The organism is Streptomyces sclerotialus (genome assembly GCF_040907265.1).
In the GTDB taxonomy this organism is placed as follows: Bacteria; Actinomycetota; Actinomycetes; order Streptomycetales; family Streptomycetaceae; genus Streptomyces; species Streptomyces sclerotialus.
In genome coordinates this window covers 3,106,078-3,120,853 of the sequence record NZ_JBFOHP010000002.1, presented here as the reverse complement: position 1 = coordinate 3,120,853, position 14,776 = coordinate 3,106,078, and the positions used below count along the sequence as shown (strand labels likewise).

The window sequence follows — 14,776 nt, the reverse complement described above, 5'->3', positions numbered from 1 at the left end:
CGAGGGGGAGGAAAGCGTCCCTCGCAGTCGAATGCCGCGCTCCGGCCGATATGACAAAGCGCAGGTCACCGCGGTTACCCGCCATGATCACCGAGCCGTGATTCTGGTTATGATCATGCCAACTGGATGTCATCAACGGGGAGATCGAACATGCTGAACCGGAAGACGCTGTGGCTGCGTGCGGCCGCGCCCGTAGCCGTCCTGGCGCTGTCGCTGACCGCGTGCGGCGGCGGGGACAGCACGGGCAAGGCCAAGTCCAGCACCGGCAAGCTCCAGGAGGACAAGGCCGAGAGCAGCCGGGAGCTGGCGACCGGCGAGAGCGCCACCAGCCCCTTCAAGGAGGACGACGGCAAGGTCACGTACTCCGTCGTCGCGCAGAAGATCGACGTGGGCACCGAAGCGGACACCAAGAAGATGGTCGACGATCCGGCAAGGGCCAAGGGGTTCGTCCCCGCGGTGGCCCACGTGAAGTACACGCACAAGGGCGGCAGCGTCGTCAGCTCGTACCCGAGCGTCGGCGAAAACGTTGAGATCTATGCCGACGGCCGGCGTGGAACCATCCTGATCGGCGCCGCGGACGACGCGCCCGGCTGCGAGTCGGACACCGACATCGAGAACTGGAAGAAGGGGCAGAGCCACGTGCTCTGCGAGACCTACATGGTCCCGAAGGGCGCGAAGGAACTGGCCGTCCACTGGGCGGCCGAGGACGACGGCGAGCCGTACGTCTGGACGTTCCAGAACTCCTGATGTGAGGTCAGCAGTCCCGGCGCCCCCGGTGGGGGCGCCGGGATCGGTCGAGTGCCGGCACCGCGACGCCTTCCCTGAGCTGGGCGTGCGGAGGACTGCGGCCACGGCCGTGTCGCAGCGGCGCAGCACGCTGACGACGCGTTCCTGTCCCGAGACCGGGGCGGCGCCGTTCCCTCCGTACACCGCGGACTCCTCGCCCGCTGCCGACCGCTCGACGGCTGCCAGGGCACCCCGACGGCTCCCGCCCAGCGCACAGCCCGCCGCGAGTACGAGAACCGCGTCAACGCCATGGAGACCGACGCCCCAGCACTGAAGGCCCGTCAACGCCGCAACCTGGCTGTCACCCACGGCTACACGCCACCTGGCCGTAGCTGTACGAGAAGAACAGCGCCTACCTGCGGGCCGGCCACCAGCGGTGCCCCAGGGGATGCGCAGGTGGTGCCATCAGCGAGAGGCCACATCGGGCCGGGCCTGCTCAGGGCGAACTCACGGAGCGCTCCAGGAGCTCGGCATTGCTGGTGATGGCGGGCGGTCCGGCGGTCCGCCGTCGCGCCATCGGGTGAGTCTCTTCATCCGCAGGGAGCACTCGGTGGCGGGCGCCACGCGGTCGAGCACCTCAAGGCCGATGCCCCCGTGATCGTGCATCCGCCGAGCCCGACGGGTGGGCGGCGCGTCAGTGCCGGCGGCAAGATTCTCGGTCTCGCCCACAGCCCGGGAGACCTCGTCGAGTTCCTGCGCCGTGCCGGCCTCGACGAGGATGTGATCAACATCGCTGACCCTCGGTTGATCGAGTGGCGCGGCGGCGGCGCCGACACCTGGGGCAGCGAGCCCGCCTGGACGCGCCCGCTCGTAGTCCGCAGGGGTTGACCGCTCCGGCCGTTCCGCGGTGACGTCACCGCGTATTCTCCGTGGCCCCCGCAGAAACCCGGTCGCAGCCGGACTGCGCCGCGCCCTCTCGCCGATCGCTGTGGGGATGGCCGGTGCCTCTGTGCGGGTGGTCGCAGGTGCTCCGACCAGCAAAAGACCCTCCCAGAGGGAGGGCCTCGGAGCGCCCCCGGCAGGACTCGAACCTGCGGCCAAGTGCTTAGAAGGCACCTGCTCTATCCACTGAGCTACGGGGGCCGGGTGTGGACGTGGATCACGGACCGCGGACCAGGATAGGGGGCCGCGTGCCTCGTCCCGGTTGCTTCACCTCCGTGGCACGTTGTGGAGGTTCAGTGAAGCGGTCCCGATAATCGCAGGCAGGTACGAATTCTGCATCGCTTTTGGCGCCTCACGGGACGGGTGTTGTGCACTCGTTATGCCTGAGCCCCTCCTGTCGCGGCTGCCTCACGCGCCACACGTACCGTTTTGAGCTGGTTCGTACGGCGCGCACATAGGGCTATACGCTTCAAAAAGCCGTCGAAATTGGGCATTCTTCACATGTGGCGACCTTGGACGTAGGACCCCGGATCATCGACGCGCTCTCCGTGCTGCGTGACCGCGTCGCCGCCGCGCGCTTCCCGCTGCCCCTTCCAGGGGCGGCGCGGGCCCGCCGCGACCGTGCCGAACTCCTCGCTCACCTCGACGACTATGTGATGCCCCGTTTGCGCGCCCCTCAGGCACCGCTGCTGGCGGTCGTCGGGGGCTCTACCGGAGCCGGCAAGTCCACACTGGTCAATTCCCTCGTCGGGCGGCACGTCACCGAAGCGGGCGTGCTGCGGCCCACGACCCGCACGCCCGTCCTGGTGTGCCACCCCGACGACCGGCAGTGGTTCACCGGGCCCCGCGTCCTGCCCGACCTCGCCCGCGTCTGGATGCCGGAACAGGGCATCGGTGGGAACCACTCGTATGGGGAAGGTTCGTACGGAAGCGATTTCTACCGGGGTGAAGGGGGCGGGGGAGCCGGCGCGTACGAGGACGACGAGGAGGACGGCGACGCCGCGTCAGAAGGCGACGGTCCCGCACCGCTGCGTATCGAGGCGGACCGGGGCGTCCCCCGGGGGCTGGCCCTCCTGGACGCGCCGGACATCGACTCCCTCGTGGCGCGCAACCGGGAGCTCGCCGCGGAGCTGATCTGCGCGGCGGACGTGTGGGTGCTGGTCACCACGGCCGCGCGGTACGCCGACGCCGTCCCGTGGCATCTGCTGCGCACCGCCAAGGAGTACGACGTCACGCTCGTCACCGTGCTCGACCGGGTGCCGCACCAGATCGCGCCGGACATCGCGGACCGGTACGCGGCCCTGCTGAACCGCGCGGGCCTCGGTGACGTGCCGCGTTTCACCATCCCCGAACTGCCCGAGTCGGCGGGCGGCGGCAGCGGCCTGCTGCCGGCCACCGCGGTCGCCGCGCTCCGCGCCTGGCTGGAGCGGCACGCCGAGGAACCGGCGGCGCGGGAGGCGGCCGCCACCCGCTCCGTGGCCGGGGCCATCGCCTCCCTGCGCAGCCGGCTGCCCGCCCTCGCCGGTGCGTCCGCCGCCCAGCACGCCGCGGCGGTCCGGCTCGCCGACCGGGTCGACGAGGCGTACGAGGACGCGGCCGCACGGGTACGGAGCGCGGTGGCCGGCGGCGACGTCCTCTCGGGCGACGCGCGCGCCCACTGGCGCGACCACGCCCTCGGCGGCCGCCCCGACGAACTGCTGGACTCCCTCACCCGCGGCCTCACCTCCCTCCTGTGCTGCGCGGTGGAGGAGGCGGACGAGCGGACGGCGGAGGTATGGCACCGCGACCCGGCAGCGGCCGGGCTGGGAGTACCGGGACACGGGGACACGGCGGCGGGCGCCGTCCCGAGGGACGCGGGCACAGCCGGGCGGCTCGGCATCCTTGCGCGGCGCTGGCGGCGCTGTCTGGAGGAGCTCGCGGAGGAAGAGGCGCGTGAGACACGGGCGGCGAGAGAGGCGGCCGCGGACGCATGGGGGCTGCTCGGCGGCGTAGGCGTACGAGGGCGGGCGCGCGAGGCGCGCGGCGTCTCCGGAGAGCCGCGCGGCCCGGAGCGGACGGGCGCCGCGGTACCCGAGGAGGCCGCGGCGCTGCTGGCCACGATGCTGCTGGGCGGCCGCCGGGCCCGTACGGCGGGCGAGAACCTCGCCGAGCTGCTCGGCGCCCATGGGGCGCTGCGGCTGCGCGACCGGGGTGGAGAGCTCCTGGACACCTGTCTGGAGCGGGCACTGGCGGGGGAGCGGGAGCGCAGGCTGGCCCCCTTGGAGGAGCTGACCGTGCCGCCGGAACAGCAGGTCGGACTGATCGCCGCGCTGTCGGTCCTGCGCACGGCGATGTCCGGCGAACGAGGGGGGCCGGTGCCGGAGGGCGCGATGGCGGGGTGAGGGGCATGGCCCGGGGGCCCGGAGGGCCGGAGGCACGGCTGTCAGAAGGCGTGGCTGTGCGGCGGCGCGGCTGTCCGGTGGTGCGGCTGCACGGAGGCATGCTCCGGGGCGGGGTGCCCTGGCGGGGCCGGTCCGGGCGCGTGGGTGTCGATGACTCTGGTGGTACGTACGGAAAGGGCTTCTGGTGAGCGGTGAGCACGAGGGTGCGGACGGCGGCGCTGTACGAGGGAGCGGCTGGGACGACGGGCTGATCGCGCGCCGGGCCGTGGAGGGGGAGGGCGACGGCCGTGCGGCGAGGGATGCCTACGAGAGGCCGCGAGTGCTCGCGGAGGCCGCCTCGGCCGGGACGAAGCGGGGGACGGAGGACGATGGGGTGCGGACCACGGCCGCCGACCGACCCGCTGACCGACCCGCTGACCGATCCGCCTACGGAGTGGCCGAACGGTCCGCCTACGGAGTGGCCGAACGGCCCGGCTACGGAGTGGCCGAACGATCCGGCTACGGAGGCGGTGGCGGAAGTGCTGACGGCGCTGGCGACGGAGCCGCTCATGGGTACGTGCCGCAGGGGCGGCGCACCGTGGAGGACGAACTGCAGCCCCGGATCGACGCGCTGCGGGAGCTGATCGGACTGTCCCGGACACGGCTGGACGGGCGGACGCTGGACGAGGCCGGGCAGGTGCTGGAAGCGGCGGACGAGCGGTACCGGCTGTCGGGCGAGCACACGGTGGTGGCGGTCGCCGGGGCGACCGGCAGCGGCAAGTCGTCGCTCTTCAACGCGCTCATCGGCGCCCCGTGTTCGAAGGTCGCCGCGCGCCGGCCGACCACCTCGCAGCCCGTGGCGTGCGTCTGGCCGGGCGGCCGGGCGGGCGCCGAGGGCCTGCTGCACCGGCTGGAGATCCCCGTACACCAGCGGTTCCTGCGTGGCGGAACCACCGGACCGGACCGCGGCTCGCTCACCCGGTGGGACGGCGGCTCGCTCACCGGCGCGGACGGTGGGGTGGGTACCGGTACGGACGGCGGGGCGGGCACCGGTACGGACGGTGGCGGGGATGGTGGTGGCCCGGGTGACGGTCCGGACGGTTGCCGGGCTGCCGGCCCGGACAGTGGGTCGGGGGCCGGGTGCGTGGACGGCGAGGACCTGCGGGGACTCGTGCTGCTCGACCTGCCGGACCACGATTCGGCGGCTGTCGGCCACCGGGCCCAGGTGGACCGGCTGCTGAAGATGGTCGACGCCGTCATCTGGGTCGTGGACCCGGAGAAGTACGCGGACGCGGTGCTGCACGAGAGGTACCTGCGGCCCCTTGCGGGCTACGCCGAGGTGACGTTCGTGGTGCTCAACCAGGTGGACCGGCTGCCCGGCGACGCCGCCGACCAGGTGGTCGACGATCTGCGGCGGCTGCTCGACGAGGACGGGCTGGCGCTCAGCGAACACGGCGAGCCGGGCGCCACCGTACTCGCGCTGTCCGCGGCGACCGGCGAGGGCGTGGACGAACTGCGGGACGCACTGCGGCAGTTCGTCGCGGAGCGGGGCGCACCGGGGCGCCGCCTGGCCGCTGACGTGGATGCCGCGGCGGAACGGCTGCAGCCCGTGTACGTGGCGGAGGGCCAGATCGGCCTGACCGAACAGGCGCGGGAGGACTTCGAGGAACGGCTCGCCGAGGCCGTGGGCGCCACGGCAACCGGGCGCGCGGCGGAACGTGACTGGCTGCGCCACGCGGAGCGCGCCTGCGCCACCCCGTGGGTGCGCCTCCGGAACTGGCGCGCGGACGCGGCGAGGCGAAGGGGGGCCGGTGACGGTGGGCTGCGTGGGCAGCCGGGTACCGGTGCGGTGCCGGGGGTGGCACCGGGAGCGGGACACGGTACGAGGACGGGTGCGGGGCGGGGCGCGGCGTACGGCCGAGGAGCGACGCACGACCACGTGACGCACGACCACATGACGCACGGTCGTGTCACGTATGACGGGGTGACGCGCGACGGGTTGACGCGCGAGGGTGTGAAGCATGGCGGTGTGAGGCTGGGCGGGGCGACGCACGAGAAGGTCACCGTGTACGGGAAGGTGACCACGCGCGAACAGGGACAAGCGGCCGTGCACGGGAAGGCGACCGCGCACGGGAAGCCGGCCACGATCGGTCGGCGGGTCGTCGCGCCGACCGCCCGGTCCGGACCGGCCGCGCCGTCCGCCACTCCTGCCGCGCAGGCCTCGCGGACCGTCACCGAGCAGGCCGTGCGGGCCGTGGCCGGTGAGGCGGCGCGCGGGCTGCCCGTGCCGTGGGCGCAGGCCGTGCGCGAGGCGGCGGACAAGGGGGCGCAGGGGCTGCCGGAGGCGCTGGACCGCGCGGCGGAGGCGGCCGACGGAGCGCTGCGGGCCGGGCCGCCGGCGAAACCCCGCTGGTGGACCGTGGCCGCGGCGGGGCAGGGGCTGCTCGTCGGGCTCCAGGCGCTGGGCGTGCTGTGGATGGTCGGCCTGCTGTGCGGGGTGGACCGCTCGTCCGGCGGAGCCGGCTGGCTGCCGGCGCTGGTGCTGCTGACGGTCGGTACGGTCGGCGGGCCCGCGCTGTCGTGGCTGTGCGGGGTGGCGGCGCGCGGCCCGGCACGGCGGTACGGGCAGGACGCCGAGCGGGAGCTGCGGTACGCGGCGGCCGGCTGCGGCAGGGCCCGGGTACTGGAGCCGGTCGCGGCCGAGCTGCTGCGGTACCGGGAGGTACGCGAGCAGTACGCGGTGGCGGCGGGCGTGTGAGCGGACGCCGGTGCGCGTGTGGCGAAGCGTCGGCCGACGTGTGAGTCGGTGACCGGCGAGCGGCCAGCTGTTTTGCCCCGCAGGGCCGTCGCCTCACACATCAGGGCGGGTGCCTCACTCGTACGAGTGGCCGTCTTTTCCCCGGTTCACGGCCCGGCGCCCGGCCGGCCCGCGCACCGTCGACGGTTGTCCACAGCCCCCGCCGCGAAGTCGCGAATCCGGGCAGCATGGATTGCACGACACGGCTGATGGCGAGGCCAAGGACTTCGCCGAGAACCGGACGGCCGGACGGAACGGGGGGAATGACGATGACCGACACGATGGTGACGCTGACGGGGAACGCGGCGACGGCGGTGGAGCACCGTTATACAAAGGACGGCGCGGCTGCGGCGAGGTTCCGCATGGCCTGCACCCCGCGCCGCTTCGACCGGGAGCAGGGCCGCTGGGCGGACGGCCCCACGAGCTTCTACACCGTGCGGGCGTGGCGCGCGCTCGCCGACAACCTCGCCGCCTCGGTGGCGGTCGGCGAACCACTCGTCGTACGAGGCAGGTTGACGGTGCGCGAGGGGGAGCACCCGCCGGAGCGCGGCGGCGGCAAGTGGTTCGCGGCGGAGATCGATGCCGTGGCGATCGGGCACGACCTCACCCGGGGCACCGCCGCTTTCCGGCGCGCGGCGCGGATGACGACCCTGCCCGGCACGAGTGCCCTGCCCGGTACAGGCGCCCTGCCCGACCAGGGTGCCATGCCCGGTACGTGTGCTGACGCCAACGCCAACGCCAATACTGACGCCAACGTCAACGCCAACGTCAACGCCGCTACCGACGCCGACGCCGCCACGAGCCTGGGCGGTGCCCCTCTGGCGGTAGACGCAAGCCCCGCCGCCGAGTCCGGAACCGCAGCAGCCGGTGTCCGATGCGCCACAACTGGCGGAGAGCGCGGGCGGACTGACGGCTTCACAAGCGGAACTGCGCGGTCCGAGGCGGGAGATGGCGTTCCGGGGCCCGGAATGGGTGCTTCCGAGGCAGAAAGCGATTCGCCGGAGAAGGTGTCAGTGTCCTGAATTATCCCCGGGGATTTGTCGATAATCCCAGGTCAGCGGTGCTTCCTTCGGTAACGATTGCGATTCGGATCGCTTGTCGAACGGCATCACTGGGGACGCTGTTGCGCTCGCTCCTTAGGATCCACGAGTACTCACGGGGGCTGATCATCACGAGTACTCACGGGGGCTGATCGTTCCGTTCGGCTGTTGAGTTCTCGGTCTTTCCGGCGGGGCCACTTCCCAATCGACCTGCCCCGCCCAGAGGGGAAATTCATGATTTCTGTGAAGAGGCGCGGTGCGGCCCGCCTTGCCGCCGCGGTCCTGGCCTCGGGCCTGGCCGCGGCGGGTGCGATAGTCACCGCCGGGCCTGCTGCCGCGGATGACGCGCCCCCGGCGCACAGTGGCGTCACCGCCACGCTCGGCGGCCTGAAGGTGTACGACCAGGCCGTCATCCACGACAACGGCCGGGATCAGAAGATCGGTGCCGGGCTCTTCGAGATGGCCGTCGACAAGGGCGGTGCCCTCCAGACGTACTGCATCGACATCCACAACCCGACGCAGAACCAGGCCAAGTACCAGGAAGTGCCCTGGAGCCAGTCGTCGCTGCACAACAACAACGACGCCGGCAAGATCCGCTGGATCCTGCAGAACTCCTACCCGCAGGTGAACGACCTGGCCGCGCTCGCGCAGAAGGCCGGTGCCGGGACGCTCACCGAGAAGACCGCGGCGGCCGGTACGCAGGTCGCGATCTGGCGCTTCTCCGACCACGCCGACGTCGACGCGGTCGACCCCGCGGCGGAGAAGCTGGCGGACTACCTCGAGAAGAGCGCGCAGAACCTCCAGGAGCCGACGGCGTCCCTGACGCTCGACCCACCCGCCGTCTCCGGCAAGTCCGGCAGCCGGATCGGTCCGGTCACGGTCCACACCAACGCGCAGAGCGCGACGGTCACCCCGGCGGCGGACGCCCCGTCCGGCGTCAAGGTCGTCGACAAGGCCGGCAAGCCGGTCACCAGCGCGCCCAACGGCTCGCAGCTGTTCTTCGACGTGCCGGCCGGTGCCGAGGACGGCTCCACCTCGCTGACCGTCCAGGCCGCCACGAAGGTGCCGGTCGGCCGGGCCTTCACCGGCGTCGGCGAGCACGCCAAGAGCCAGACGCAGATCCTGGCGGGCTCCAGCGAGTCCACCGTGTCCGCTGTGGCCACCGCCTCGTGGGCGAAGCAGGGGGCGGTTCCGGCGGTGACCGCCGAGAAGAACTGCGCGAAGGGTGGCGTCGACGTCACCGTGGGCAACAAGGGTGACGAGGCGTTCCAGTTCGAGCTGGCCGGCAAGGAGCACGAGATCGCGCCCGGCAAGTCCGAGACGGTGACCGTGCCGGTCGCCGAGGACGAGTCGTACGAGATCACGGTGAAGGGTGACAACGGCTTCTCGAAGACGTTCACCGGTGTCCTGGACTGCAAGACCGCCGGCAGTGGCGGCAGCACCCCGGCCCCGTCCGCGCACCCGAGCCCGGCGTCGGCCGGTGGTACGGGCGGCGACTCGGCCGGTGACACCGGCGGTGACCTGGCTGAGACCGGTTCCAGCAGCGCCACGCCGATGATTGCGGGCGTCGCGGTCGTGCTGGTCGTGGTCGGCGGTGCGGCGGTGTTCTTCCTCCGCAAGAAGAAGACCGGCGCCGCGCAGTAGCAGTAACAGCGCCATGACGCAGTAACAGCGTCATGGCACAGGGTGAGCGGTAGGACGTCGCGAGTGACGACCGACGACCGACAACCGAAGATCGACGGGTGACAACCGGTGACCGATGACCGGTGACCGGCGACCATCGATCGACGAGTGACGACCGACGGCCGGTGACCGGCGGCCGTCGATCGACGAGTGACGACCGTCGATCGACGGCCGAGGAGTGACAACCGACGAGTACCGTGAGCCGCACGCTCACTGCGCGCAGTGAGTACGACATGCGCAGCCGCGAGCCGCGAGCCGCGAGCCGCGAGCCGCGAGCCGCGATCGCGAACCGCGCGCGGCGAGCCCCGTGCCCGCTAGCCTCATGCCGCGCGCAGTGAGTACCGCCAGCTGACTACCGTCAGCTGAGTACCGCAAGCACCAAGCCCCGGCCCCGGAGCGCCCACAGCGCCCGGGGCCGTCGGCTACTCGCACCCCGGAGGTCCGTCGGGGTCCGCCCTGGCGCCCGCAGGCTGCCCGCTGCTCGGCTCGTCGGCACCCGCACCCCGGAGGCCCGTCGGGGTCCGCCCCCGGCACCGCAGGCTGCCGCTGCTCGGCCATCGGCACCCGCACCCCGGAGGTCCCTCGGTGCCTTCCGTGCGGCATGCCCACCCCGTGGGCACTGTGGGCTCCGCGGTCCCCGCACCCCCGAAGGCATCGCCACGAGAAGCCGGTGGCAGGTCACCCGTTTCCATCGGAGGACCGGCGTACGGCAAGATGGGTAGTACTGCCCACTTCCAGATCCAGACTGCCGGACGGTTTCTCTTGGCTGAGTTCATTTACACCATGCGCAAGGCGCGCAAGGCGCACGGCGACAAGGTGATCCTCGACGACGTCACCCTGAGCATGTACCCCGGTGCGAAGATCGGTGTCGTGGGCCCGAACGGTGCCGGTAAGTCCACGGTTCTGAAGATCATGGCGGGGCTGGAGCAGCCGTCCAACGGTGACGCGTTCCTGTCGCCCGGTTACACCGTCGGGATGCTCCAGCAGGAGCCGCCGCTGGACGAGTCCAAGACGGTCCTGGAGAACGTCCAGGACGGCGCCCGCGAGATCATGGACAAGCTCAAGCGCTTCAACGAGGTCGCCGAGCTCATGGCGACCGACTACAGCGACGCGCTGATGGAGGAGATGGGCAAGCTCCAGGAGGACCTGGACCACGCCAACGCGTGGGACCTGGACACGCAGCTGGAGCAGGCCATGGACGCGCTGGGCTGCCCGCCCGGTGACTGGCCGGTCACCAACCTCTCCGGTGGTGAGCGCCGCCGCGTCGCGCTCTGCAAGCTCCTCCTTGAGGCCCCTGACCTGCTGCTCCTCGACGAGCCCACCAACCACCTGGACGCCGAGTCCGTGCAGTGGCTGGAGCAGCACCTCGCGCAGTACGCCGGCACCGTCGTCGCCGTCACCCACGACCGGTACTTCCTCGACAACGTGGCCGAGTGGATCCTGGAGCTGGACCGCGGCCGTGCCCACCCGTACGAGGGCAACTACTCCACGTACCTGGACAAGAAGGCCGCGCGCCTGAAGGTCGAGGGCCAGAAGGACGCCAAGCGTGCGAAGCGTCTGAAGGAGGAGCTGGACTGGGTGCGCTCCAACGCCAAGGGGCGGCAGGCCAAGTCCAAGGCGCGTCTGACCCGGTACGAGGAGATGGCGGCCGAGGCCGAGAAGACCCGGAAGCTGGACTTCGAGGAGATCCAGATCCCGCCGGGCCCGCGTCTGGGCAATGTCGTCGTCGAGGTCGAGAACCTCTCGAAGGCGTTCGGGGACAAGGTCCTCATCGACGACCTGTCGTTCAGCCTGCCCCGTAACGGCATCGTGGGCGTCATCGGGCCGAACGGTGCCGGTAAGACGACGCTGTTCAAGATGATCCAGGGCCTGGAGACCGCCGACTCCGGGTCGATCAAGGTCGGCGACACGGTCAAGATCTCGTACGTCGACCAGGGCCGCGCCAACATCGACCCCAAGAAGACCCTGTGGGCCGTCGTCTCGGACGAGCTGGACTACATCAACGTGGGCCAGGTCGAGATGCCGTCCCGCGCGTACGTCTCCGCGTTCGGCTTCAAGGGCCCGGACCAGCAGAAGCCGGCCGGCGTGCTGTCGGGTGGTGAGCGCAACCGCCTCAACCTGGCGCTCACGCTCAAGCAGGGCGGCAACCTGCTCCTCCTCGACGAGCCGACCAACGACCTCGACGTCGAGACCCTGTCCTCGCTGGAGAACGCGCTGCTGGAGTTCCCCGGCTGCGCCGTGGTCGTCTCCCACGACCGCTGGTTCCTCGACCGCGTCGCCACGCACATCCTGGCGTACGAGGGCGAGTCCAAGTGGTTCTGGTTCGAGGGCAACTTCGAGTCCTACGAGAAGAACAAGGTCGAGCGGCTCGGCCCGGACGCCGCGCGTCCGCACCGCGCCACCTACAAGAAGCTGACCCGAGGCTGAGGTCGATCGCGTGCGACACGTCTACTCCTGCCCGCTGCGCTGGGCGGACATGGATGCGTTCGGCCACGTCAACAACGTGGTCTTCCTGCGCTACCTCGAAGAGGCGCGGATCGACTTCATGTTCCGGCTGGCGCCGGGGGACGGCAGTCCGTCGTTCTCCGGCGGGTCCGTCGTGGCCCGGCACGAGATCGACTACGTACGCCCGCTGGTCCACCGGCACGAGCCGGTGACCATCGAGTCCTGGGTGACCCGGATCACCGCGGCGTCCCTGACGATCGCGTACGAGATCAAGGACGCGGACACCCTGTACGTGCGGGCCTCGACCGTCGTGGTGCCGTACGACCTCGAAGCGGGCCGCCCGCGCCGCATCACCGCCGAGGAGAAGGCGTTCCTGCAGGAGTACCTGGACGACGCCGACGCCGGCGAAGGCGGTAACGAGCGCTCGGAGGCCGTCGCCGCATGACGGTCCTGCGCCTGGCCGACGACGGGGAGGCGGCGGACCTCGCCGCCTTCCTGTCCCGGCTGCTGCACTACGACCGCGCCGCCGCGGTACGCCTGCAGGCGGCACCGGCCGGTGGTGCCGGTGACGGCGGCGTGCTCGCCGTCTTCGGCCGGCCGCCGTCCTTCGAGGTGCTGGCCATCCGTACGGCGCGCCTCGCGGAGCCGGTACGGCTGGACGCGACCGTCTCGGCGGGCGAACTGCTCGACGGCATCGAGGAGCCGGCCGGCGAACTCGCCGTCCCCGCCGCTGTCACCGGGCCGCCGTGGGCCGGGGTGCTGCCGCCGCAGGGCGGCTGGCGCCGGGTGCCGGGGCTGCCCGAGCCCGACGCGCTCGGCCGCGTGCTCGCGGCCTCGGTCGCCGAGTTCCGGGCCCGGGACGGGGAGCTGCCGCCCGAGCGGCGGACCCGTACGGAACGGGACCGGATCGGCCGGGAGATCTGGTCGCGTGCGGTCGGCGACACACACCTGCCGCTGCGCGCCGTGCACGCCGCGCAGTCGCTGGGCTTCCTGCGCCCGGTGCGCGCTCCCGTAGGCGCGACGGGTGCCGGATCCCTGCCGGAGCCGTACACGCTGCTGGCCGCGGGCGGCTGGCTGCGGTTCCGTACGCCGCACGGCTCCATCGCCGTCCGTACGGGCGGACTCCAGGGACTGTCGGTCACCCCGGCCTGACGGCGGCGGACAGCAACGCACGCACACGGCGGAGGCCGGGCCACCCCTCAGGGGCGGCCCGGCCTCTCGCGTGGTCGGTCTCTCGCGTGGCCGGCCTGTCACCTGGCCCAAGGCCCGGAAGCGCCGGCTCAGCCCTCGCTGTTGATCATCGAGGCGGCCGCGTACGTCAGGTAGTTCCACAGCTGGGTCTCGTGCTCGGGCGCCAGCTCCAGGGAGTCCACCGCGTCCCGCATGTGCCGCAGCCAGGCGTCGTGCGCCGCGCGGTCGACGGTGAAGGGCATGTGCCGCATCCGCAGCCGGGGGTGGCCGCGGCTGTCGCTGTACGTCCGGGGACCGCCCCAGTACTGCATGAGGAACAGCGCGAGGCGTTCCTCGGCCGGGCCGAGGTCCTCCTCCGGGTACATGGGCCGCAGCAGGGGGTCCTCCGCGACGCCCTGGTAGAAGCGGTGCACCAGACGCCGGAAGGTCTCCTCGCCACCGACCTGCTCGTAGAAGGTCTGCTCCTGAAGCGTGCCGCGCGGAATCTCGTTCACGCTTCCATGGTCTCAGACGTACCGGCCGAGTACGGGAGACGTAGGACTTGGCGCACAGTGGAGGTATGAGCGGTAACGGCATGGAACCAGAAAGCGATCCGTACGCCGCCGACGCCGCGCAGGCCCGTGCCGGGCTGGTGCGGCTGATCACGCTGGGCGGCGGGGCGGCCGACGCGCGCTGGCGGGCGGCGTTCGCCGAGGTGCCCCGGCACCTGTTCGTGCCGGTGTACTACGTGGGCGTGGCCGGCGGGTACGAGCGGCGGGCCGCCGATCATCCTGATCCGAAGCGCCGGGAGGAGTGGCTGCGGGGCGCGTACGCCGACAGCGCGCTGGCCACCCACGTGCGCGACGGGGAGCTGGTCTCCTCCAGCAGCCAGCCGTCCCTGATGGCCACGATGCTGGACGAGCTGCGGGTCGAGGACGGGCACGAGGTGCTGGAGATCGGCACGGGCACGGGCTACAACGCGGCGCTGCTCTCGCACCGGCTCGGCGACGCGCGGGTGACCACCGTCGACCTCGACGAGGAGATCACCGGACCGGCCCGGGAGCATCTGGCGGCGGCCGGGTGCCGGCCGCTGGTGATCACCGGGGACGGTGCGCTCGGCTGCCCGGAGCGGGCACCGTTCGACCGGATCATGGCGACCTGCCGGCTGCCGTCCGTGCCGGCGGCGTGGGTGGCGCAGTGCAGGACCGGCGGGCTGATCCTCACGCCGCTGGCCACCGGGCTGGTACTGCTGCGGGTGACGGGGCCGGGGCACGCGGAGGGACGGTTCCTGTCCACCCCGGCGTACTTCGTACGGCTGCGCAGCGCGGTGCCCGTGGACCGGCCCGGTGGCGCATCGCCGGACGGGGAGCGGACCGGGGCGCCGGCCGGGACCGCGAAGGTGCCGACGGAGGCGCTGCGGGACGAGCGTTTCCACTTCCTGCACGCGCTGAGCGCCGGGACGCTGGACCCGGGCGCCGCGTACGCGCTGTGGCGCGCCGAGCGCCGGCCGGACCGGGAGCGGTTCGGGGTGACGGTGGCGGGGGAGCGGCAGTGGGCGTGGCTGGACGCCCCCGACGGTCCGCACCGGTGGCCGCTGCCGAGCCGGGGCTGAG

The 14,776-nt window shown here is 72.2% G+C and carries 11 protein-coding genes and 1 tRNA gene; 10 read left to right on the top strand and 2 right to left on the bottom strand.

Annotation, left to right across the window (positions count from 1 at the left end; all coding sequences use genetic code 11):
* Positions 1 to 153 precede the first annotated feature (153 nt).
* Together AAC944_RS13855 and AAC944_RS13850 are read left to right on the top strand one after the other, a co-directional pair.
* Positions 154 to 747 carry a hypothetical protein gene (locus AAC944_RS13855; protein ID WP_051871788.1) on the top strand — a complete coding sequence of 198 codons (594 nt, stop codon included), beginning with the start codon at positions 154 to 156 and terminating at the stop codon, positions 745 to 747.
* A gap of 633 nt (positions 748 to 1,380) precedes the next feature.
* Positions 1,381 to 1,614 (top strand): hypothetical protein, encoded by a 234-nt coding sequence (locus AAC944_RS13850; RefSeq protein ID WP_030615003.1) that lies wholly within the window; start codon positions 1,381 to 1,383, stop codon positions 1,612 to 1,614.
* A gap of 182 nt (positions 1,615 to 1,796) precedes the next feature.
* On the opposite strand, the gene AAC944_RS13845 is transcribed toward AAC944_RS13850, so the two are convergent.
* Positions 1,797 to 1,869: transfer RNA gene (locus AAC944_RS13845), tRNA-Arg, on the bottom strand.
* A gap of 311 nt (positions 1,870 to 2,180) precedes the next feature.
* Here AAC944_RS13845 and AAC944_RS13840 point away from each other — a divergent pair.
* The 7 genes from AAC944_RS13840 (at position 2,181) to AAC944_RS13810 (ending at position 13,145) form a co-directional block, all read left to right on the top strand.
* On the top strand, positions 2,181 to 4,049 hold the full coding sequence (locus tag AAC944_RS13840) for a dynamin family protein (RefSeq protein ID WP_051871770.1): 1,869 nt from the start codon (positions 2,181 to 2,183) through the stop codon (positions 4,047 to 4,049).
* Positions 4,050 to 4,659: 610 nt separating this feature from the next.
* Entirely contained in the window at positions 4,660 to 6,786 is a 2,127-nt protein-coding gene (locus tag AAC944_RS13835) for a GTPase (protein WP_438272827.1), read from the top strand.
* A gap of 302 nt (positions 6,787 to 7,088) precedes the next feature.
* Positions 7,089 to 7,847: a single-stranded DNA-binding protein gene (locus AAC944_RS13830; protein WP_368397182.1), complete on the top strand. Its 759-nt coding sequence runs from the start codon at positions 7,089 to 7,091 to the stop codon at positions 7,845 to 7,847.
* Between the two features lie 252 nt (positions 7,848 to 8,099).
* On the top strand, positions 8,100 to 9,509 hold the full coding sequence (locus tag AAC944_RS13825) for a Cys-Gln thioester bond-forming surface protein (protein WP_030614990.1): 1,410 nt from the start codon (positions 8,100 to 8,102) through the stop codon (positions 9,507 to 9,509).
* 801 nt (positions 9,510 to 10,310) lie between these two features.
* The gene (ettA, locus tag AAC944_RS13820; protein WP_078888570.1) at positions 10,311 to 11,975 is read left to right on the top strand and encodes an energy-dependent translational throttle protein EttA; all 1,665 of its coding nucleotides are present in this window, start codon (positions 10,311 to 10,313) and stop codon (positions 11,973 to 11,975) included.
* A 10-nt stretch (positions 11,976 to 11,985) separates the two neighbouring features.
* Positions 11,986 to 12,438 (top strand): acyl-CoA thioesterase, encoded by a 453-nt coding sequence (locus AAC944_RS13815; RefSeq protein WP_030614984.1) that lies wholly within the window; start codon positions 11,986 to 11,988, stop codon positions 12,436 to 12,438.
* Positions 12,435 to 13,145, top strand: coding sequence for a DUF8010 domain-containing protein (locus AAC944_RS13810; RefSeq protein ID WP_030614981.1), 711 nt, complete (start codon positions 12,435 to 12,437; stop codon positions 13,143 to 13,145). The genes AAC944_RS13815 and AAC944_RS13810 overlap by 4 nt, the downstream gene beginning before the upstream one ends.
* Positions 13,146 to 13,273: 128 nt before the next feature.
* Here the strand turns inward: AAC944_RS13810 and AAC944_RS13805 are convergent, their stop codons facing one another.
* Positions 13,274 to 13,678 (bottom strand): globin, encoded by a 405-nt coding sequence (locus AAC944_RS13805; protein ID WP_030614978.1) that lies wholly within the window; start codon positions 13,676 to 13,678, stop codon positions 13,274 to 13,276.
* 65 nt (positions 13,679 to 13,743) lie between these two features.
* Here AAC944_RS13805 and AAC944_RS13800 point away from each other — a divergent pair, with 65 nt between their 5' ends.
* The gene (locus AAC944_RS13800; protein ID WP_030614975.1) at positions 13,744 to 14,775 is read left to right on the top strand and encodes a methyltransferase domain-containing protein; all 1,032 of its coding nucleotides are present in this window, start codon (positions 13,744 to 13,746) and stop codon (positions 14,773 to 14,775) included.
* Position 14,776 lies beyond the last annotated feature (1 nt).

What these genes read in the sequence shown, in the direction of transcription:
- AAC944_RS13830 (WP_368397182.1), top strand. Translation starts at nt 7,089, where the DNA reads ATGACGATGACCGACACGATGGTGACGCTGACGGGGAACGCGGCGACG.
- AAC944_RS13810 (WP_030614981.1), top strand. Translation starts at nt 12,435, where the DNA reads ATGACGGTCCTGCGCCTGGCCGACGACGGGGAGGCGGCGGACCTCGCC.
- AAC944_RS13800 (WP_030614975.1), top strand. Translation starts at nt 13,744, where the DNA reads ATGAGCGGTAACGGCATGGAACCAGAAAGCGATCCGTACGCCGCCGAC.
- AAC944_RS13825 (WP_030614990.1), top strand. Translation starts at nt 8,100, where the DNA reads ATGATTTCTGTGAAGAGGCGCGGTGCGGCCCGCCTTGCCGCCGCGGTC.